Origin of the sequence: Glaciecola sp. SC05 (genome assembly GCF_041380235.1) — a bacterium.
Lineage (GTDB): Bacteria > Pseudomonadota > Gammaproteobacteria > Enterobacterales > Alteromonadaceae > Glaciecola.
This window is the reverse complement of the sequence record NZ_JBGIYY010000001.1, coordinates 124,165-145,991: the sequence shown is the minus strand read 5'-3', so window position 1 is coordinate 145,991 and position 21,827 is coordinate 124,165. Positions and strand designations below refer to the sequence as shown.

The following is a 21,827-nucleotide window of genomic DNA, read 5'->3' as shown; positions in this document are numbered from 1 at the left end:
TTTGCTTTTGCGCAACAGCAACCAGCATAATACTCGCGGATAAAGAGCTTATTTGATATTGTTCGCAGGTATAACGAGTGGGTAAGTTCGCAGGCATAACGAGTGGCTAAAAACAGCCACCTAACATAGCTTGATTATTGACCACACCTCCACTAACGTTGTTAATCGTGGTTATTTGACGCTCACGTATTTATGAATATTTTACAACTATATCAACTACTTACAATAAAAACTCTTTAACGCCGTTCTAAATCATTTCGCAGGCACACCCTCCTAAGGGATAGGTCACAGGTTCGAATCCTGTCGAGGACGCCAAATTGCCCATAAAAAAAGAGGCGCATTCGCATGCAGCGCATAACCATCAAAATATCTAAGACATTCAACAGCCGCTCTCTGGCCTGGTCGCTCTTTGCACATCAGGATTTAAGATAAATTCATTCTTCTATGCCTGGCCTATATTCGCGTATAGCAGCATTTAAAATGTCTTCGCTTGTGTAAACAACATCTGTCATCTCATTATTGGTGAAGTTTAACAACTGGTCGGTATGGTGCTCAGAACCCTGTTTGCTGCTCTGACCATAGGCTAACACGCTATAAGCTTTGGGCACTTTTCCAAATTCAACCGCAAATACCCAGCCGTCGCCACCTCGTACTTTTAGCTGCTGTTTGTTCGTGTCATGTTTGTTATACCAAATTACTCGGTAACAGCCCAACATGCCGGTGCAGCCAGCGACGGGTAAATCGACATCACCAATCACCGCCCTATGCACATCGCCCCATGCTAAGTTCCAATGACCATATTTTCGCTTGGCAGCCTTGAGTGCCCATACGAAAGATTCCACGGCTCGGTCAAGATCAGCCAAACCGAATGGAGTCGTGGTAGGTTTATCTGGCGACCAAACTTGCTTGAATAATTTTTCTGCACTGGCCGAATAACCTACAGATTCAGGCGTACCGTCAACATCTTCACTATCGGCAGTTGAGACGTACCGATTCCACCACGTCTTAAACAAAACAGCACCTCTGCTGTCTATAGCAACGGTGTTATCCCACTGTTTGAGCAATGCAATGGCTTGGAGCATCTCAGGCGAAGGGTCTGCTTGCTCCAGTGCCTCGAGTAAGTCGGGCTTGACCCTATCGGCCATTAGCATACGTTCGCTATGTTTGAGCTTTACGACATCTTCCAAAGAGAACTTTGTATCGTTATGGATTAATTCAATAGAATGTTGGCTGCGAAGCCTCAGCTTTGGCTCAGGATAAAATGCAGGAAATTGTTCTGGCGGAAACACTTCGTTTAAGTTAGTGAAATGAAATGTGTCATTTTCGTTGCGCAGATATCCGCCCTTAGGATTTTTAAGCTGTGGTAAGTCTTCGAACGGGATAAAGGCCTGCCACATTTGCTCTGAACGTGTGACGTGAAACGCCTGAGTGTCATTCCCTGCTCCATGCGGTCTGTCTGGCATGCTAGCATTCCAAACATAGTAAATATTACCTTCAACGTCGGCATAGGTCAGATTCGACGACACTCTCGCGCGCATCTTCATGGCCGCCTTCCATTGCTCAAAATTTTGTGCTTTCATCATTTTGAAAAACTGCTCACCGCTTCTGAATTCGCCATTTCCAGCCGATTTCATCACGTATATTTTGCCTTCGTCTCTGAGTATTACGGGGCCATGCACACTTGACCAGAACTCACGCACCTGCGTGCCTACTGCATTGCCAAATTTGTATTCGACGTCTACTAACTCTCGGTCTAGGGCAACAGAAATACCGTCTAACATATAGTGGTTTGCTTTTTCGGGGTCTGCATCAAAAGAATAGACTTCGTCTAAGTCAGGAGCGTTATTGGTGGTAGACCAACCTAAATATTGATTGAAGCCGCCGATGATACCAATCGCTTGGCCAACCCTAAAATCACCGTAAAAGTTAAACTGGCCTGGGACATTTATATGGGCTTCGTAATATCCCGCGTCCCACGACAAATGGGGGTTACGCATCAAAATAGCATTGCCAGATACGGTTCGTTCTGGTGCGAATGCCCATACGTTTGAGCCAACATCAGGGTTGGGCTCAGTGGCTCGGGCGGCTAATCGTGACCAGATGTTTTTGTCATCTGGGTTAAAACTGAGGTTAGCCATCTGCTGAGATGATCTAATTGCTTGCTTTGTGTTCGCCTGTTCATATGTGCTGGCTTCTTCGTCTATACTCGTTTCACCTGTTCTCTCTTTTGCATAAGCAAGTAAGAACTTACGTATTGAATTATTGCTAGGAGAGGCAATATTTCTGGCATGAACGTCATACACCGTAAAATCAAGTGCAGGCCACTGAGAAAATTCCTCAGGATACAGAGCAATGTAGCGGTTTAGACCGGCTGTGAAACCTTTGATAAAAGCTTGAGTATCCGGTTCCAGTTGAACAAATGTCTCTACCGCCCTGTTGTACTCCAATCGGCTCGCGGCATCGTCGTCGATGGCATCCATTCTCTGTTCTTGACTAAAATCATAATACTTCGCCCACTCGCCACGTGCCTTTAAGAGTATTTCAGTCACGCGATGAGCATGGTCTTCCATTTGTAAAAAGCCCAAGGCAAAGCCAGCCGCCTCCAAACTTTCGGCGTCAATGTGAGGAATACCATGGGTTGTTCTGCGAATTACTGCCTGCTGAGCTAGTTCCTTGTAAGCTGCTTGACTGTTTTTTACTTGAGTTTTATTTTCAGAGCCGGCTGAGGACAGTTGGCAGGCTGAAAGCCCTGTACAAAGCACAAAGAGAATAATCAAATGTCGCATCTTGGTCTTGAGCTCCTTCAAAAGTGAATTCATCACACGCTAGGGTCTGACTCGCATTCGCTAGTATTACACTCTATCAAACAGCGCTTCAATCAAAAACCTTCAAGGCTTTTTAATATTGCGCTGATTTTAATTTGAATTTAAGCCACGCATTGTACACAATGCTCAAAATCACTGCGGAGAACACTATGCCCTCCATTGGTATTGGCACCCAATCACAAGCTCAAGCACTCGACACACTGCAAGATATGACCGCTGGACTTACGCCCATTCAGCCCAGTGAGCATATTGACCGCATGAAAAAAGCGCAGGCCTATATGCAAGAGCATGATATCGCAGCCATTTATTTAAATGCGGGCAGTAACCTTAGCTATTTTACGGGCATGAAATGGTATGCAAGTGAGCGCATGGTAGGCGCGATATTGCCAGCCTCTGGCGAAGTACAGTACATCGCGCCTTACTTTGAAATCGGCACTTTAAACGGCTACAAAGTCATCGACGGTCCTATTCACGGATGGCAAGAGCATGAAAATCCTTACGCCCTATTTGTAAAAGTACTCAGCCAATTAAATATCGGTGACACTGCCACTATCGGTATCGATGAAAGCGCGCAGTTTTTTATTTTTGACGGTATTAACAAAGCGCAACAGGGTTTGAATATTATCAACGCGCAGCCAGTGACTGCGCATTGCCGCATGCATAAGTCAGATAACGAAATTGCGCTGATGCAAGGCGCAATGAATATGACACTCGCTGTGCACCAAGCCACCGCCAGCATGCTGCATGAAGGCATTAGCACCACCGAAGTAGAAGCCTTTATTGCACAGGCTCATCGCAAAGTGGGTGCACCGGGCAACGTTTTTTGCATCGTATTGTTTGGTGTTGCAAGCTCCTTTCCACATGGTGTTAAACATGCACAGGTGCTCAAACAAGGCGATATGGTGTTAATTGATACCGGCTGTAAAGTGCATGATTACATATCAGACATTACACGCTCATATGTCTTTGGCGAAGCAAGCGAGCGTCAGCGTAAGTTTTGGGATATCGAAAAGGCAGCGCAGCTAGCGGCATTTAATGCAGCAACCATAGGCGAGCCTTGCGGGGCAGTCGACAATGCCGCTCGACAATATATTGCTTCTCAGGGATTGGGTCCTGACTACCAAACTCCGGGTTGCCCGCATCGAACGGGTCACGGTATTGGTTTGGACATTCACGAATGGCCATACTTAGTAGGCGGGAATAAAACGCCTTTAGCCAAAGGCATGTGCTTCAGCAATGAACCGATGCTCGTCATACCCGACGAATTTGGCGTGCGCTTAGAAGACCATTTTTACATGACGGATAATGGACCGAGTTGGTTTACTGAGCCAAGCCATAGTATTGACAATCCATTTGGCTAAGCTAATTTTCAGACAATAATAAGTTTGATATTTTTGAGCTTTAAAACATCCAAGCAAACCCAGCCTTCAATTGCTTAAAAAATGCTATGTTCATCTCTTCTATCTATGTTGTCAGATTGTGCAAAATGTGCCGAAAACGACTATTTCGAGCTCAGTATTATTTGCATTAGTAGTAAAATCTGGATAGTGAGATGCTAAGCGCCTTGCCTCAGAATATGGAATATTCAAGCATCATGATGTTTCTTTTATGCCACGCACCAAAGTCAAAGTCCCTTTAGATGGCAGGATCATCAAACAGTGTCGCTTGCTCAGCAGCCTACAGTGGCGGTGCTCTGATATTCTTGTCAGTAATGGGCGAGTTTAGTAATAGCGCAGCACTGCGCAAAACCTTGTTTGCTTTAGTTGCTTTGAGACTGAGCATCAGCGAATGATAATGTAATCAAAAAGCAAGGTTTTACCGTATAAGAAAGCATTAAACAGGCTTACGATTTGCTTTAGGAGGCAGTATGAGCAAAAGCATCAGCGATGCATCATTTATGGATGAAATGCAGGACGTAAAGCCTCTAAGCGCTATTAACAAAGCTCCTTTGCCAAGCAAAGGGGCTGAAACCCTTGCACAAAGACTGAAACGAGAAGCCCTTGAGAAACAAGTTGCCCTCGATGACAACGGCCTCAGTGTCGAATATGTTAAGCCCATTGACCCTTATGATTTTATCACCTACAAACAAGACGGTATTCAAGACGGGGTTTATAAAAATCTGCGTTTAGGAAAATATGATATCGATTCACGTTTAGTGCTCAAACACCTAAGTTTTGACGATGCGCGTTTTAGCATTTACGATACCCTGAAAGCCTGCCATGAGCGTGGGATACGATGCATTTTAATCGACCACGGTATAGGCATGAATAGCAAACCTTTTCCGGGCTTTATGAAAAGTTATGTTAACCAGTGGCTACGAGAAATGAACATGGTGATTGCCTTTCATACTGCCCTTAAGCAGCACGGGGGCTTAGGTGCGGTTTATGTGTTATTAAAAAAACACCCTAATCAAAAGCAAATTAATCGCGAGCAACATCAAAAGCGCTTCTAAAACATCATGAACGCGGTCAAGCCTCTAGATATCGCTGTCGCTCAAGTAGCAACCCCTTTGAAACGTATCTAAACAACGTTCTTAGCACCCACAGTATTTTATTCATCGCTCATTGCAATTTCTGCAGGTCCGGCGGCGTACATTGGTGTGTCATTTAATAACCATAAGAGAAAATCATGAAATTTAAAACCACGCTCTTAAGTGTTGCATGCATTGTATTGCTAAGTGCATGCAACTCTGATAGTAACGACACATATGTCGTTCTTGAGGAAGTTTGAACACGCAGATGCAAAGAGTAAGCTAGTTTAACACGGTACAGGCATATAGATTGAAATAAATAGTATTTCAATCTAAAGAGCTGCATACGTGACACCAAACACCGAAACGTGTAAGAGTGGACTGTGTATATTCAAACAATAATTAATGACCCGGCCATCCAGTTGACTCATTAATTTTACTATTGTACTGTCATTGTATGAATATTGACCAAGGAAGACGGCATGAAGTCCCTGCCATTGAATATATTAGTGTGTGCGCTGCTCACTACACTAATGTTGGTAACTCCCCCTAGCAGTATTGCCCAAATGAGCGAATACACAAAAACACAGCTCAAATCTATGCAGCAGGTCGTGGGCAGCTATACCGGTACGGTTTCATTAAATCAGCCAATAGATGTTGAACTCACGCTTTGGTTTAATGAAAAAGGCTTGGTGAAAATGGCCAGTATCGGTGGATTTATCTCGATTGGTAACGAAGGTTGCGTATTCGGCTTGCGAGGCGGTACAGCGTATCTAGGTGAGCACACGCAACAGACAATGAAAAAATTTAATTTACCGACCTTACATAATAAAGAGCCTGTGTTGACCTCGATGCAAGCCGAACTTGTAGGCTCTGCGCAAGCTTGTGTGAATGTCGGATTGTTAGAGCGTCGAAAAAAACTGAGTATTTCCATGTTTATAGTCTCTGGTGATGCTCAAAACCTTTCTCTTGTAGTGTCTAGGAACAATTTTAAAACTCGTAAAGCCGACTATAAGAGTGGCATTGCAAAACGTGCCAAAATGTCCGAACGAATGCAAGGTTACTTGCAAAAGTTTATACCAAATGAAACCGCGAGGATTGATAAACCTCCGCATTATCTTGAGCTTGCTTTGCTCAACGATCCCATTAAAACCCTTAGCTTCGAGGAGGCAGTATCGGTCTTTCCACGTAATTGTGGTCAGCTATTCACACAGACTAAAACTGCCTTAGCAACAAACGATATTGAAGCGGTAGCCGCATTTAAAGCAGAGGAGACACAGTACCTACGCATCAAAAAGATTTCAGACGCAGGGTACAGCGAACATAAAGTAGCGCAGTCTGACCAAAATTTACTGAATGAAGAGCAGTGGCATAACCTAAATATTAGCTCTGAACATGAATATATTGGCAATAAAGCTTGCGCAATTGTTGATGCTTATATTGCTGCTAATAGCCTTGGACTAATCAATAAGTACCTACAAATATCAGTGCCGCCGATTGATAATAAATGGTTGATATCCAAACAAAAAGATATCTTTATTGTTGAGGCAACGGGCATTGATGTGATTCGCGCTGTAAAGCATAGAACGCAGGCACAACAGTCGATTAGGCTATACGGTGACCAGAGCTTATTTACTGTTGATGATGAAAGCCGCACGATAATGTGGCTAGATAAAACCCAGAAAGCGTTTACCGCTTCCAAATATAAGGATTATCACAAGGGAGACGTGTTTATAGATGTGAGCGAACAAGTTGAAGCGTTTTTTGAACCAGCGCTAGGCGCTTCACAAAGAATAGGAGCCGCTGTGTTAACCTTGGCCGCAACGTTTCCGCAAAATTATACCGTTTGCCCCCGCCTGTTAGGAGAGTTTGGCAGAGCGACCTGCGTTGAACATGCACCAAGTGTAAAAGCCAATCAAATTTTCATCACTCACAGCGAACAAGCCGCAATCAGCTTATTCAAAGAACTTGCCCCCAATGCATCTTTGGTAACCCCGCAGCCGCGCGTTAGAGCTTATAGTGAAAAATGTATAACGGAGGATTTTTGTAATTTCCCTGCAGCAAGCTTTATTATTCCAATTTACGAAAATAGTTATTCCTCATTTACTAAAAGCAACGCGCAATACACACAGCAAATAGGAGAGCGTTACAAAGACCACATTTTTCTTACCAATACGATATTAAAAGAAATGGGATTTAAGACCGCCAAAGACAATCAACTTAACTTATTTCCGTATTTCGCAGAATATTATTTGCACTTGTTTGAACAGAAGTATCCATCTTGTTCACGAGAGCTCCGAAAAATAAGTATTCGTTCTGACACCAAGGCCTATTCAATTGTAGATGGCCTCGGCAATACTGTTGAAAAACACGATAGTGTTGCGCTTTACAGTGACTATCAGATACCGCAGCCGCTGGTGTCTATGTGTAACGAAATTTGTGGTCAAACTGGCCCCTCAAGAAAACTCAGCAATATCGCCAACATGATGTCACACCCATCTATGGTGCAGATACTGCAAGGGCTGGAACAAACGATGGAGACATTCTCTTGTGACAGTCCACAAATCATGCAGTTAGAAAAAGGTATGCTAGGTATTTATGACAAACAAAAAGAAAGTCGCGATCAAGAGCCGTTTTTGGAGCGAAGTTCGTTTCTTTAAGTTTTATCAATTGCTACAAAAATAATGCGGTAGCAAACCAGTTTTATTCTCTGACGTGTATGTAAAGGCGATGTAAAATCACACTGTGGGCGCCCTATCGTTTATGAACTTAGATGAGAACACCTAATACGCTGAGTATCGTTAAGATAAAATGACGAAAGGCAGAACGAGCCATCTCTTTGCTCTATACAATAGCGCTTGATTTTGTTGACAAAGCGTCATTAAAAGCAGCGCATTTGAAGCTAAAAACACCAAACAAATACAGACTATTCGCGAGCAGTGTCATTTTGGCAAAAGCATCGTTTTGCGGGCATTTTTTGAGAGTTTCACGCGCACCATTAACAAAATGAAAATGCTAAAATAGATATAACCGGCTAAACCAATGTAGCTGATGGGTATGGTGATGGCCAACACTAAAGCAACAATGGCAACGGCTCCTGAGAGCAGCCAGTAAAAAAGTGCCGCTTTGGTATCCCAGTATTCATATTTACTTAGCCCTAAACTATCGCATCTTCTTAGCGCTGAATTTTGCAAAGCCGCTAAAAGCGCCGCCATCACTAAATATCCACATGAATAAAAGACGAAAAAACCGCGTAGTTGTGCCTCAGTTTGAATCGCAAAGCTTTGTGGAAAAAAACCATTGCTCAAACCATGAAACATGGACTCAAATAACAATCGAAGAGGATAAACATAAATTAGCAGTGCAAACACCAAACTTACGCTGATATAAATGCTTTGTCGGCTTTCAATGCCAAAGCGGCGACTCCATTCTCGGTGAGCCAACCAAAAAAGCATCAACACCCAAAAGCTCATTGCCAATGCAGGAATGCTTTTAATTCCCGTAATAAGCTGCTCGTAGGTCTCTGGTATACCGCTTTGAGATATCACCAAAATAGACAGCACAAAAGCAAAGGCAGCGTCAATAAGTGTGTCTAAACGAGTAGTTTCAAGCCCTCGCATACGAAAGCCGTCTTCTACCGCAAGCGCGGCAAGGTCTGCATCGGTCCAATGCATGTCTGATACTATTTCTTTATGCATGGCGTGCTTAATCGCTCCTTTATGCGCTTTATCAATACTCACTCATTTCATTTCATTTCATTTACATAGCTAAGCGACGCATCTACGGTATTAGAGTGACCTTTTTATCTGTACTTTAGCTCGCAATTTGGTGTTTAACAATCACCTCATAGACAGTCATAAAAAACCGTATTGTCGAAATCGCTTCTCTTTGAGTATAAGTTAAATCTAGCACATAGACTACTGGACTGCGAATTAGCCTAAATACTTGCGCGCATTCCTAAACATACGCATCCATGGGCTGTCTTCTTGCCATTCTGTTGGCCGCCATGAGTTAGTAACGGCTCTAAATACACGCTCTGGGTGAGGCATCATGATCATCGCACGGCCGTCTTCGGAGCTTAGTCCTGTGATGCCCATAGCAGAGCCATTGGGATTAGCAGGATAACGCTCAGTGACCTTACCGTAATTATCGACAAAGCGAAGTGCGACTTGCTGGTTTTTTTGTAAACTGGATAGCTGTGAATCTTTTGTAAACTCGGCACGCCCCTCACCATGAGATACCGCAATTGGCATCCTTGAGCCCTGCATATCAGCAAAGAAAATAGAGGGTGATTCCACGACTTCAACCATCGCTACACGGGCCTCAAAACGCTCAGAGGCATTGTTGACAAAATGCGGCCAGTTTTGCGCGCCCGGTATCAATGATTTAACGTTTGAAAGCATTTGACAGCCATTGCACACACCTAACGAAAAGGTCGACTTACGCTCAAAAAACTCAGCGAACTGGGCTCTAAGGGCTTCACGATACAGAATAGTTTTTGCCCATCCCTCGCCTGCGCCTAATACGTCGCCGTAGCTAAACCCTCCACAGGCAACCAAGCCGTTAAACTCTGCTAGAGACTTAGCACCGCTTACTAAATCACTCATGTGCACATCAACTGCTTCAAAACCCGCTCGATGAAACGCGGCTGCCATTTCCACATGGGAGTTAACGCCCTGCTCTCTTAGCACCGCCAACTTTGGTTTTACACCTTTAATAATAAAGGGGGCCGCCACATCTTCGTTGATGTCAAAACTTAGTTTTGCATGCAGGCCAGGATCCCTCGCATCTTGTTTCGCTTGATGCTCTTGCTCTGCACATTCCGGATTGTCACGCAATGTTTGCATCGCGCGAGTAGTCGATGCCCATAAGATTCTGTAATGAACACGCGACTGCTTTAAAATGGTCTTACCATTACAAGTGAATTCTATAGTGTCGCTATTGTTTAACGTGGCCACTTGAGTCAAACACGCCAATAAATTGTATTCATACAGGATACTTTTAGCCGCTTCAATATGAGCGTCGCTGATTTGCAAGACCGCCCCTAGCTCCTCGTTGAACAGTGCCGCATTGTTGTGTTGACCCAGTGCAGAAATATCTGCGCTAATGCCTGTTTTACCGGCAAAGGCCATTTCAACCAAGGTAGTAAAAAGACCGCCATCAGAGCGATCGTGGTAAGCATCCAACAAGCCCTGCTGAGACATTTTTTGCACCGCGTTGAAAAACCCGAGTAAATCCTCTGCACTATCTACATCAGGTGCTTGATTACCAATGGCGTTATATACCTGAGCCAAGCAAGAGCCGCCCATGCGTTGTTTACCTCTGGAGACATCCAGTAGATAAAGCTTACCTTGGCTTTGCGTGTTTAATTCTGGCGTTAAGGTCTTGCGTACGTCTTTCACCGCAGCAAAACCGGTGATCACTAATGACAAAGGAGAGGTCACCGATTTATGTTCTGCACTGCCACTGCTGCTATCTTGCCAGGCAGTTTTCATCGACATTGAGTCTTTGCCTACGGGAATAGCAATGCCTAGCGCAGGACAAAGCTCTTCGCCAATGGCCTTGACTGCTTCATAGAGGCCGGCATCTTCACCCGGGTGACCCGCCGCTGCCATCCAATTGGCAGACAATTTAATACGTTTAATATCACCAATATTAGCTGCGGCAATATTCGTAAGGGTTTCGCCTACCGCTAACCTTGCGGATGCGCCGTAATTAATCAGTGCAACCGGCGTGCGTTCACCCATGGCCATGGCTTCACCCTGATAGGAATCAAAGGCTGAGGTCGTTACCGCCACATCAGCCACCGGCACCTGCCAAGGGCCGACCATCTGATCGCGGGCTACCATCCCCGTCACACTGCGGTCGCCGATGGTAATTAAAAACGTTTTTTCAGCAATCGTCGGCAATTGCAACAAACGTTCAGCCGCCTCAGACGTATTAACGGATTGTGCGTCAAAGTCATCACCTTTGGCACTCGTACTTTTTACATCGCGATGCATCTTAGGTGGCTTACCTAGCAACACATCCAGCGGCATATCGATAGGTTTGTTGCCAAACAGGCGATCGCTTAGCGTTAAGTGTTGCTCTCGAGTTGCCTCGCCCACCACTGCAAAAGGTGCCCGCTCGCGGGCGCAGATTTCGCTGAACACCGCCATATTTTCAGGTGCGACTGACATTACGTAGCGCTCTTGAGATTCATTGCACCAAATTTCTAGAGGAGAAAGACCGGGTTCGTCGCAGTGAATATCTCTAATTTCAAAGATACCGCCTCGACCGCCGTCATTAACTAATTCAGGAAAGGCGTTAGATAGACCACCGGCGCCTACATCGTGGATAAACTGGATCGGATTGTTGTCACCTAATTGCCAACAGCGGTCAATGACCTCTTGGCAGCGACGCTCCATTTCAGGGTTTTCTCGCTGTACAGAAGCAAAGTCTAAGTCAGCACTGCTTTGACCAGAGGCAACCGATGATGCCGCACCGCCTCCCAAGCCAATATTCATGGCTGGGCCGCCTAGGGCAATGAGTTTTGCACCTACCGTGATTTCGCCTTTTTCGATGTGGTCGCGTTTGATGTTGCCTAAGCCACCCGCCAGCATAATGGGTTTGTGATAGCCACGCACTTCTTCGCCATTAAAGCTATTGACGCGTTGTTCGAAAGTACGGAAATAACCAAGGATATTTGGCCGCCCAAACTCGTTATTAAACGCTGCGCCGCCCAGCGGCCCATGCGTCATAATATTTAAGGCATCGACTATGCGCTCTGGTTTCCCGTAAGCTTGCTCCCAAGGCTGCGGCATATCCGGTAGATTAAGATTAGATACGGTAAATCCAACCAAGCCGGCTTTTGGTTTTGAGCCTCTGCCAGTTGCGCCTTCATCGCGAATTTCACCGCCAGAGCCTGTGGCGGCCCCTGGAAAGGGTGAAATTGCCGTTGGATGATTATGCGTTTCGACTTTCATAAGTATGTCGATAGGCTGATGAAAGTAGTTGTAGCGATGACTGTCAGGATCAGGATAAAAACGTCCGGCTTCCCATCCGTCCATCACCGCCGCATTATCTTTGTATGCAGATGAGACAAATTCAGGCGTGACTTCAAAAGTGTTTTTAATCATTTTAAACAATGATTTTGGCTGAACTTCGCCGTCGATGGTCCAATCAGCGTTAAATATCTTGTGGCGACAATGCTCAGAATTCGCTTGAGCAAACATATACAGTTCTATGTCATTAGGATTGCGCCCGAGCTTTATGAAGCTTTCTACTAAGTAATCAATTTCGTCATCGGCAAGGGCCAGGCCTAATGTATTATTGGCAGCCTCTAAAGCCGCTTTGCCCTGCTGCAATACATCGACTTGGTTAAATGGTTTTGCCTCGGTGTGAGCAAATAACGCGCTTGCGTCATCAACAGACGCGAGCATAGTTTGCGTCATACGGTCATGAACAAGCGGGGAAATAAGACTCAAAGCTTCATCAGTAAGCGCTCCATCCATTTCGATATGATACGCTACACCTCGCTCTATACGTCGAACCTGTGTCAGCTTACAATTTTGAGCGATGTTAGTTGCCTTGCTTGACCATGGTGAAATCGTGCCTGGACGCGGCACCACAATCAGGTCGGCAATTTTGTCATCATCGTGCATATCGGCCGGGCCGTAAGTCAGCAGCTTCGAGAGTATTTCAAAGGCACTTGCATCTAGTTCCTGCGCACAATCAACAAAATGCACATATCTTGCGGTGATATTCGTTACGGCTAGGCCGCTTGTCTTAAATTGCTTTAACAGTTTTTGTTGGTTAAAGGTAGAAAGCGCTGACGAGCCAAACAAAGTGAGCATAGAACAGGTCCAAAAATCGGATGTCAAAAAGTGCGCAAATTATAGTGGAATACAGGCTGTTTGATAAGTCATTAAGTCAGCTTATTAGTATTTTTAAAATCATATGCTGGATTAAATTGGCGGATTTGTACACAATGCCAAATATGAGAGAAAATAAAGCTATCAGCTACACCGTGCCTAAGCACCTAAAGTTTATTTACCGCGCCTTGCTCGCGGTGCTTATTATGTGCGTAATTGTTAGCTGCACGCCGTACACAAAAGACTCTACTCTAGGGCGAATACTCGATGATGGCGTATTAAAAGTGGGGTCGATTTATGGCCGCACCACTTATTACTACGGGGCGACATCTGCCGAAGGGTTTGAATACGAATTAGCAAAGGGCTTCGCAGATTACTTAGGAGTAAAACTAGAGGTCTATCCATACTATGATTTTAGCGAAGTCATCGGACAGCTTGATGGTAATCGCATCGATTTAGTTGCAGCCAATATTACAATGACCGAGCAACGTAAAAAAAAGTACAAATTTGGGCCTGCCTATCAAAGTCTGAATTTTGAATTGGTTTATCGTAAGGGTCGCAACCGGCCGCGAAACATCGATCAAATAGAAGGAAACCTTACGATTATCGCCAACGATTTATATCGAGAGCCTTTGGTCGATGCGATAAGTCAAACCACCGAAATCAATTGGAATGAAACCTCAGATAAAGATATTGAAGAACTTCTCGAAATGGTGTCTACCGACCAATTGGACTACACCATATCCGATTCTAATATTTTAGCCGTCGCGCGCCGAAGATTTCCAAATTTGGGAATAGGTTTTTCTATAACAGACACCTTGCAAATTGCATGGTTGCTAAATAAACAAACCGACGATTCGCTGCGAGCTGCGCTGCTTGAATATTTTGGTAGTATGCAGCGCAGTGGGCAATTGGCTGTTTTGGAAGATAAATATTTTGGGCATGTACGAACGTTTGATTTCGTCGATACACGAGCATTTATGCGCTCGGTTGACACCAAACTACCTGAGTTTAAAGACATGTTTCAAGCCCATGCAGGTGACTTAGATTGGCGCCTGATTGCCGCAATGGCATATCAAGAAAGTCATTGGGATCCTGACGCAAAATCGCCAACCGGCGTGCGCGGTATGATGATGCTCACCCGCGGCACAGCCTCAGACATGGGAGTTACCGATCGTGTCGATGCCGAACAAAGCATCAGCGGCGGCGCTCGTTACTTTGCTAGTTTGCTAAGGCGTATACCCGAACGTATTCAATACCCTGATCGGATTTGGATCGCAATGGCCGCCTACAACGTTGGTTTAGGTCATTTAGAAGATGCTAGACGGATCACTGAAGCTCAAGGATACAATCCTGATTTATGGATTGACGTCAAAAAACATTTGCCACTGCTCAGACAAAAGCGCTATTACCAAAACACGCGCTTTGGTTTTGCTCGGGGAGATGAGGCCGTCAATTATGTGGACAATATTCGCCGGTATTACGACAGTTTAGTATGGTTAGAAGAGCAAGACACTTTGCCGATACTTCCTGAGGAGGAAATACTGGATGAAATAGGCTCCGATGAAGACCCTTTAATCGTCATAGAATAGCGTTCAACACATTCCAGTACCGCTTTATAGGGTGTTGAATTGTATTAAAAAATCCCCGCTTTACGTTCGCATTTCACCCTTGATTTTGAACTTTTGATGGATCAACTGTCATATAACTACCATATATGTGTAATAAATGTGGTGCATTAATTGCTTAGGCTATGCTATAACATCGCCCGCTTAAATTTTATGAAGTAAAAGAAACGGTTAAGCGCTATTTTGAAAGCTAACAAAAACTTTTCAGGTAGATGAAAAGTAAATAACCTGAACACTGGATAAATATAAAAGATGCGAAGCAGTATTCTATTGCCCGCACGAAAATAATCACAAAGGATATTATGAAAAAACAACGAAACATAAAAAACAACACTAAGCGTCGCATGTTGCTAAAAAAGATTCATCAGCGTGTATCGCTCAGACGCAAACAATTTATGATGTTTGAGATGGAACAAGATTTCAGAGAGGCCTGCTAAACTCCCTTCTTTACGGCTTTTTTCTGCGCCCTTCTTATCTTAAAAAACTCCGACAGCATTTGTGAACACTCATCTTGCAAGACACCCTTAGTCACTTCGATATTGTGATTTAGTCGCTTGTCGCTAACAATATTGCTAATACTGCCGCATGCGCCTGTTTTAGGGTCAGCCGCGCCAAACACTAACCTGTGAATGCGAGAATGGACCATCAAGCCAGCACACATCGAACAAGGCTCTAGCGTCACATATAGGGTCGTTTCTGGCAGACGATAATTAGACAGTGCTTGCGCACCTTCTCGAATCGCCATCATTTCGGCGTGAGCGGAAGGGTCATTCAGCAGTATATTTTGATTGCGACCAATACCAATCACTTTGTTTTCGAGTGTCAAAATTGCGCCTACCGGAACCTCACCCTCTTGCGCGGCAATTTCGGCCTGTTCAAGGGCCATTCTCATCATCTGAATGTCATAGTCTTGCATTGAAATGTCTGGCACTACATAATTTGGAGGTATATTAACATGTTAAATTCACAAGCGAGCCTGGCGAATAATATAAATTAGGCCCTAAAACTTAGTCAATTTGACCACTGTTACATGGGTTAATATTTAATTGATAAAAATTTAATTATGTAATTCAATAACTTAAGTTTTGGCAACCCGCTTGCATTAGCCATTCATTAGGGTCACTCAACTATTAAATGACTTATAGCCTATAGAGCAAAAGCGGAATGTTTGCTTTAATAACCAGAATAAAGAGCACTTAAGGACTACACATGAATTTAACCGCCATTATTATTATCGCTATTATTTGCAGCATGATTGTCACCCTCGTCAAAACCTTTAAGAAAGGCGATCAGGTTAGCAAATTGACACAAGCAAAAATATCTGATTACGAGAGTAACGTAGAGCAAAAGCTAATCGCCATGCAAGAACGAATTGAAGTTTTAGAGAAAATTGTTACTGATGAAAAATATCATCTAAACAAAGCATTTTCAGATTTAAAAGACTAGCTCAAATTTCAATTGCTTTATAGACATGGTAGCTAGCAGCTAAAGGCTAGCCGCCATCAAGTAAGAATTTTTCAATGCGTTCAACCCGCCGTGGCTTGGCGGATATTACGATAACATCATTGGCATGAATCATCATGCTGCCTTCGGGCTCAGAAAATTCTTGGTTATTCCTTCTAACGGCAATTACCGTTACCTTGCGCCGAGTAATATCTAATTCATCAATCGTCTTGTTGACCGCATACGCATCTTCGGTAATTACTACCGCATGCATAAACTCGAGTTTATCTTGCGTTTCATAGCTAATTTCGGTGGTTTCGCCTGGAAAGAAACCATGCATATGCACATAGCCTTTTTTACGCTCATTTCGAACTCGCTTCAAAATGCGCGACATGGGTACTCCTGCGTAATGCAATACTTGCGATATCAACATCAGACTGCCTTCTTGCAGTTCCGGCACTACCTGCATTGCGCCTGCCTCGTACAAATCTTCCATCTTATAGTCTTTGCGGGTGCGCACGATAATTGAAATATTAGGATCGATTGCTTTGATGGTCTGAATCACTCGCAGCGACTTACCATGATTATCAAAAGTAATGATCACCAGTTTGACCTGCTTGAGCTGAGCGCTCAGTAAAATCGATTTTTGCTCCGCATCACCATAATAGATATGCTCACCTGCGGTGCGGCTCTCCTGAACACGGATGGGGTCTATGTCGAGCACCAAAAAGCCAAGCTTCTCCAGTCTCATCATTTTGGCAATTGACTGCCCTACTCTTCCAAAGCCGATGATCAAAACATCTGCTGCTGCGTTTTGAGCTGATATATGAACGTTGTCTCCGCTTACCGGCACTTTGGGTGTTTTTGCCAAATAGCTCGCAATATCTCCACTCTTATTAATTAGCCATGGTGTTACCGCCATACTGAGCACGCCCACGCAAATTATCATTGATGACATATATTCATCTATTAAACGGTTTTCAAAGGCCAGAGCTGCCAATACAAAGGTAAACTCACCCATCTGCGATACTTTTAAACCGGCCGCCCATGCATCTTGTGCATCCGAGCGATATATTATGGCTGCCAACCTAACCATAATCACTTTGATCACTAGCAACACCACCAAGCCCACTAAAATCCAATGGATCTGTGAGGTCATCACACCGATATCAAGCTGCATGCCAACGGTGATAAAAAACAGACCCATTAATATATCTCTGAATGGTCTGATGTCAGCTTCTAACTGATGTCTATATTGAGACTCGCTAAGCATCATCCCAGCTAAGAATGCGCCAAGCGCCATAGAGAGACCAAAGGCAAAGGTTGCGCCCGCAGCTAATAGCGCAATAACCAGAGTGCAAAGCACAAATAATTCATCGGTGCGGGTTTTAGCAATTTCATTGAATACACGGGGCAGCAACCATTTACCTACCGACAGCAGCAGTACTACAACAATGACGCCTTTGAACAGCGCAAATAAAAGAGCGCTCATGATACTTTCGTCGTTAGCACTAGCAAGTAAAGGTATAGCAATTAATAGCGGCACAAATGCGATATCTTGAAACAGCAAAATACTCACCGCAATTTGAGAGCGCTTAGTGTTCAAGCGCCCCTGTTCGTCTATTGTTTTAATCACGATGGCCGTGGAAGACAATGCCAACATTCCACCAATCACAACAGCAGTGGTAAAACTTTGCCCCATGGCCATTGCCAGCGCGGCAAAAACAAGCGTCGTAAACAGCATCTGGCCAGCACCTACGCCAAAAACCAAACGCCGCATGGCTATCAGCTTTGCCAAGGAGAATTCAAGACCAAGCGTGAATAATAAAAATACAATGCCGACTTCGCCGGCTAGTGTCATCTGGTGGCTATCCTCAAATAGGTTTAATATTTGTGGACCAGCAAAAACTCCAGCACACAGGTATGCCAAAATTGGGGGCATGTTTGCACGCTTAAATAACCACACTAAAAAGGCGGCCATTAGCATTAACATAATAATGCTGACAAACATCTGATCCACAGTTTCTCCTAATATAAGATAAAAATAGGCACGCTCTTTGCTTAAAAGGTAGGTACAGATACGCTTTGAGCCGTTGCGCTAGCTATATTATGCGCCTAAGCATCTAAAGAGTAATAGATATCACTGCACAATACCACGCAATGTCAGATTTATGACGGTATAAGCAATAATGGAGTCAAACATGGATATTAGTTCTATGAATCAAGAAACAACAGAAACGTCTATGTACGCAAGCGACGAGTCAGAGGTCACGGTACTTACGATGACTGAATCGGCAAATATTATGCGTGCAATGCTTTCTTCAATTGATTTGGAGGAATTAATTAACGACTACTACATTATCATTTCAGATAAGCTTCCGTGTGCATCTTTAAAATTGACCTTTGCCGATCAAGTGCTAAAAACCGGCCAAACAAAGTTGCGGTCACGTACCATGAAAATTTCGATTTATTATGGTCAGCCCTTTGGCACCGCGCAGCATGCGCAACTCTCATATTCCTTTTCTAAAGTACTTACGCCCGTTCAGCGCAAACTGTTATCGGAAGTACACAGTATTTTCGCAATGAGCTTAAAACATGCACTGGAATACTATCGGATCAGTCAACTTGCCACTAAAGATATGCTGACAGGATTAGGAAATCGCAACAGTTTTACTGAAAACGTCAGCAAGCTTATTAGCATTAGCAAGCGCAATGAAGATGGTTTTGGTTTGTTGGTCTTCGATCTAGACAACTTTAAAGCGGTGAATGATCGCTTTGGTCATCCTGAGGGTGATCAGGTCTTAATTGCTTTTGCAGACATATTAAATCAATGCCTGCGAGATTCAGATCATGCATTTCGCTTTGGTGGCGATGAATTCTGCTGCCTCTTAATAGATAGCAATGCTAAAGCCAACAAGATGGTCGCAGATCGTATTACCAAAGCAATCAATAAACACCCTTTGCTTTTGCAGCATGGCGTTTCAAGCAGTGTTGGCGCAACTTCATTTTTAGCACAAGATACATGCGAAAGTATTTTTCAACGGGCGGATACCGCACTATACCAAGCGAAAGAAGCCGGCAAAAATCATTTTATAGCAGCATAACAGCCCTCTCCCGTGAGTCTGTTTAGTCTTTGCCCGCTTTAAGCGGGCATTTTTTCATCCCGAGTTTGGATTATTTAAGCACCACACAGACTCTAAAGCTGCTTGGACCTGTCTGCGTATTTGCATCACTAAGCGCAATGTATTTGCCAACGGCTAAGACTTGTTCACCCGCTAACAATATTGGTATGTTGGCTCGCTCCCAAGGCGGTATCTGCCATTCTTGAAGCCATTTCTTTATGCTTTTAGAAGGACGTTTCGCGGTTAATTTACAGACCCTCGCAAAGCCGCCAAACTCGACACGCAAAAAAGCGCTTTGAAGTTCAAAACATCCATGCGTGCTGACGGGAGCGTGTTGCTGGCAGCGCTGGATCGTATAAGGCAGAACATCATCAGAATATACTTCGTTATTTAGGCTTATTTCAAATGCAGGGTGCGGCTTGCAAAGGGATTTTGTGCGAACGTAAAGCTTACCCGCATATCGGCTGACTATGTTATCACCCCATTTTACCTGAGGCTGGGCGTCGTCCTTTGCGCGGTGCAGGTCGCTAATTTGCGCAAGCACAGCAGTGCTCGGCATATCATTTACCCGCGTTTTTAACCAAAACCGCAGCATCGCCTTTTGACTCTCTTGCGATAAATTAAGCCAGGGCGCAATCAAAAGCTGACCATCTTTATCAACAATATCATGACTCAAGAACGTCATATATTCGTCGACTACCGCCACGCTTTGGGCTTGATGCTCAGCAGAACGGCTAATGGTGCTGGCAATTGCTGGCCATTTTTCATGTAAAGCAGGCATGATTTTACGACGAACAAAATTTCTATAAAAACGTTCGTCTTGGTTGGATTCATCTTCAATCCAAACTAACTGCCAGCGTTTTGCATATTCATACAATTGCGAACGGCCAACCTTAAGTAGCGGTCGCAAAAAAACATGCCCACTGTTTGATGTAAACTGTGTTGGCATGGCGCTTAAGCCCTCGCTGCCAGCGCCTCTTGCTAGCTGCAAAAGATAGGTTTCAGCCTGATCATCTTGATGCTGCGCTAACAAGGTTAAATGAGTTGGGTTGACCGCTTGTTCAATTGCCGCATAACGGGCCACTCTTGCTTGCTGTTCAAGACTTGTTCGACGCTTAGTAGGAAGGCTAATGCGTTTAATAATGATTGGAATGTGCCACATATCACACATGTCTTGGCAGTGCCTCTCCCAGCTCAACGCATTTGCACTAATGCCATGATTTACATGCACTGCATTGACGATTAACGCGCTATCTTGCACTTTCAAACGCTGACATAAGTGAAGCAGAACCGTTGAATCCAAGCCACCACTAAAGGCTACCGTTAGGGCGTTTGTGGCCAGTAAGGCTTGCTTAAGTTCTTTTTGTAGCGTGGTTTCTAAAGAAGGCTTGCTCATATACGATTAGACATTTTTAGATGGCATTTACATCGTCCGTTAAGCAAAACGCATAACTAGGGAATGGATAGCGAGCCTAGATATGCGCATACACAAAGGATGACTTAATTAGCAGTAGCCGAAAGACATAAGGCGCTCGTATCGCTCCTGAAGCAAGGTCTCAGTCGACAACGCAGATAGCTGTGCGAGCTGCTGTTTAAGCGTCGCTTTTAAATTAGCTGCCATCGCCTTGTGGTCGCGATGTGCACCACCTAGGGGTTCATCAACAATCGTGTTAATTAGACCAAGCGCTTTTATTTGAGGGGCCGTCACGCCCATCGCTTCAGCAGCAATCGGCGCTTTATCCGCGCTCTTCCATAAAATGGAGGCACAGCCCTCAGGGGAAATCACCGAATACGTCGAATACTTCAGCATGTTCACACGGTCTCCAACACCTATTGCGAGTGCTCCTCCGGAGCCACCTTCGCCTATAACTGTGCAGATTATGGGTACGGTTAACTCAGCCATTACTTTTAAGTTCATTGCAATGGCTTCACTTTGTCCGCGCTCCTCCGCGCCCACACCAGGATAAGCCCCTGGAGTATCGATAAATGTCAAAATAGGCAGGTTAAAGCGTTCGGCCATGCGCATGAGCCTGAGCGCCTTGCGATAACCTTCGGGCTTTGGCATACCAAAATTACGTTTTATTTTTTCGTGGGTGTCTCGACCTTTTTGATGTCCAATTACCATCACGGGAATGTCGTCGAGCCTTGCTAGGCCGCCAATAATCGCTTTATCGTCTGCAAATGCTCTATCACCGGCAAGCTCGTCAAACTCGCTTAACATATTATTGATGTAGTCTTGCGTGTATGGACGCATAGGGTGGCGCGCCACCTGAGATATTTGCCATGCGCCTAAGCCAGAAAATATTTTACGGGTAAGCTCACCGCTTTTTACGCGTAGGCGCGCTATTTCTTCTTCAATGCCGACGTCAAATTCACCGCCTTGATTGACGAGCCTAAGCTCTTCAATTTTCGCTTCTAGCTCCGCGATTGGCTGTTCAAAATCCAGAAAGTGTGACCCCATTATTTATCCTAATTATTCTTTTTAT

15 protein-coding genes are annotated in these 21,827 nt (G+C 44.4%); 8 read left to right on the top strand and 7 right to left on the bottom strand.

Going from position 1 to position 21,827, the window contains the following annotated elements; genetic code table 11:
- Positions 1-434: 434 nt before the first annotated feature.
- Complete coding sequence (locus tag AB9H30_RS00605) at positions 435-2,786, bottom strand: penicillin acylase family protein (protein ID WP_371192635.1); 2,352 nt, start codon at positions 2,784-2,786, stop codon at positions 435-437.
- A 188-nt stretch (positions 2,787-2,974) separates the two neighbouring features.
- Between AB9H30_RS00605 and AB9H30_RS00600 the strand changes: the two genes are divergently transcribed.
- The 4 genes from AB9H30_RS00600 (at position 2,975) to AB9H30_RS00585 (ending at position 7,955) form a co-directional block, all read left to right on the top strand.
- On the top strand, positions 2,975-4,186 hold the full coding sequence (locus AB9H30_RS00600) for a M24 family metallopeptidase (protein WP_371192634.1): 1,212 nt from the start codon (positions 2,975-2,977) through the stop codon (positions 4,184-4,186).
- 278 nt (positions 4,187-4,464) lie between these two features.
- On the top strand, positions 4,465-4,617 hold the full coding sequence (locus AB9H30_RS00595; RefSeq protein WP_371192633.1) for a hypothetical protein: 153 nt from the start codon (positions 4,465-4,467) through the stop codon (positions 4,615-4,617).
- Positions 4,618-4,692: 75 nt separating this feature from the next.
- Positions 4,693-5,277, top strand: a complete 585-nt coding sequence (gene smrA / locus AB9H30_RS00590) for a DNA endonuclease SmrA (protein ID WP_371192631.1) — start codon at positions 4,693-4,695, stop codon at positions 5,275-5,277.
- A gap of 500 nt (positions 5,278-5,777) precedes the next feature.
- Entirely contained in the window at positions 5,778-7,955 is a 2,178-nt protein-coding gene (locus AB9H30_RS00585; RefSeq protein WP_371192629.1) for a hypothetical protein, read from the top strand.
- Between the two features lie 282 nt (positions 7,956-8,237).
- Here AB9H30_RS00585 and AB9H30_RS00580 read toward each other — a convergent pair whose 3' ends face one another.
- On the bottom strand, positions 8,238-9,035 hold the full coding sequence (locus tag AB9H30_RS00580) for a TMEM175 family protein (protein WP_371192628.1): 798 nt from the start codon (positions 9,033-9,035) through the stop codon (positions 8,238-8,240).
- Between the two features lie 192 nt (positions 9,036-9,227).
- A complete protein-coding gene (gene purL, locus AB9H30_RS00575) occupies positions 9,228-13,130 on the bottom strand; it encodes a phosphoribosylformylglycinamidine synthase (RefSeq protein WP_371192627.1) in 3,903 nt (1,300 codons plus the stop codon).
- Between the two features lie 143 nt (positions 13,131-13,273).
- Here purL and mltF point away from each other — a divergent pair, with 143 nt between their 5' ends.
- Together mltF and AB9H30_RS00565 are read left to right on the top strand one after the other, a co-directional pair.
- Positions 13,274-14,740, top strand: coding sequence for a membrane-bound lytic murein transglycosylase MltF (mltF, locus tag AB9H30_RS00570; protein ID WP_371192626.1), 1,467 nt, complete (start codon positions 13,274-13,276; stop codon positions 14,738-14,740).
- Between the two features lie 338 nt (positions 14,741-15,078).
- A complete protein-coding gene (locus AB9H30_RS00565; RefSeq protein WP_371192625.1) occupies positions 15,079-15,213 on the top strand; it encodes a hypothetical protein in 135 nt (44 codons plus the stop codon).
- Here the strand turns inward: AB9H30_RS00565 and tadA are convergent.
- Positions 15,210-15,692: a tRNA adenosine(34) deaminase TadA gene (tadA, locus tag AB9H30_RS00560; RefSeq protein WP_371192624.1), complete on the bottom strand. Its 483-nt coding sequence runs from the start codon at positions 15,690-15,692 to the stop codon at positions 15,210-15,212. The two genes, AB9H30_RS00565 and tadA, sit on opposite strands and share 4 nt — an antisense overlap.
- A gap of 293 nt (positions 15,693-15,985) precedes the next feature.
- On the opposite strand from tadA, the gene AB9H30_RS00555 reads away from it, so the two are divergent.
- The gene (locus AB9H30_RS00555; protein ID WP_371192622.1) at positions 15,986-16,222 is read left to right on the top strand and encodes a hypothetical protein; all 237 of its coding nucleotides are present in this window, start codon (positions 15,986-15,988) and stop codon (positions 16,220-16,222) included.
- A 46-nt stretch (positions 16,223-16,268) separates the two neighbouring features.
- On the opposite strand, the gene AB9H30_RS00550 is transcribed toward AB9H30_RS00555, so the two are convergent.
- The gene (locus AB9H30_RS00550; protein ID WP_371192621.1) at positions 16,269-18,239 is read right to left on the bottom strand and encodes a cation:proton antiporter; all 1,971 of its coding nucleotides are present in this window, start codon (positions 18,237-18,239) and stop codon (positions 16,269-16,271) included.
- 181 nt (positions 18,240-18,420) lie between these two features.
- On the opposite strand from AB9H30_RS00550, the gene AB9H30_RS00545 reads away from it, so the two are divergent.
- The gene (locus AB9H30_RS00545) at positions 18,421-19,323 is read left to right on the top strand and encodes a GGDEF domain-containing protein (RefSeq protein WP_371192619.1); all 903 of its coding nucleotides are present in this window, start codon (positions 18,421-18,423) and stop codon (positions 19,321-19,323) included.
- Positions 19,324-19,393: 70 nt separating this feature from the next.
- On the opposite strand, the gene tilS is transcribed toward AB9H30_RS00545, so the two are convergent.
- Both tilS and accA read right to left on the bottom strand, forming a co-directional pair.
- Positions 19,394-20,737, bottom strand: a complete 1,344-nt coding sequence (tilS, locus tag AB9H30_RS00540) for a tRNA lysidine(34) synthetase TilS (RefSeq protein ID WP_371192618.1) — start codon at positions 20,735-20,737, stop codon at positions 19,394-19,396.
- A gap of 108 nt (positions 20,738-20,845) precedes the next feature.
- A complete protein-coding gene (gene accA, locus AB9H30_RS00535) occupies positions 20,846-21,802 on the bottom strand; it encodes an acetyl-CoA carboxylase carboxyl transferase subunit alpha (RefSeq protein ID WP_371192617.1) in 957 nt (318 codons plus the stop codon).
- Between the last annotated feature and the right edge of the window lie 25 nt (positions 21,803-21,827).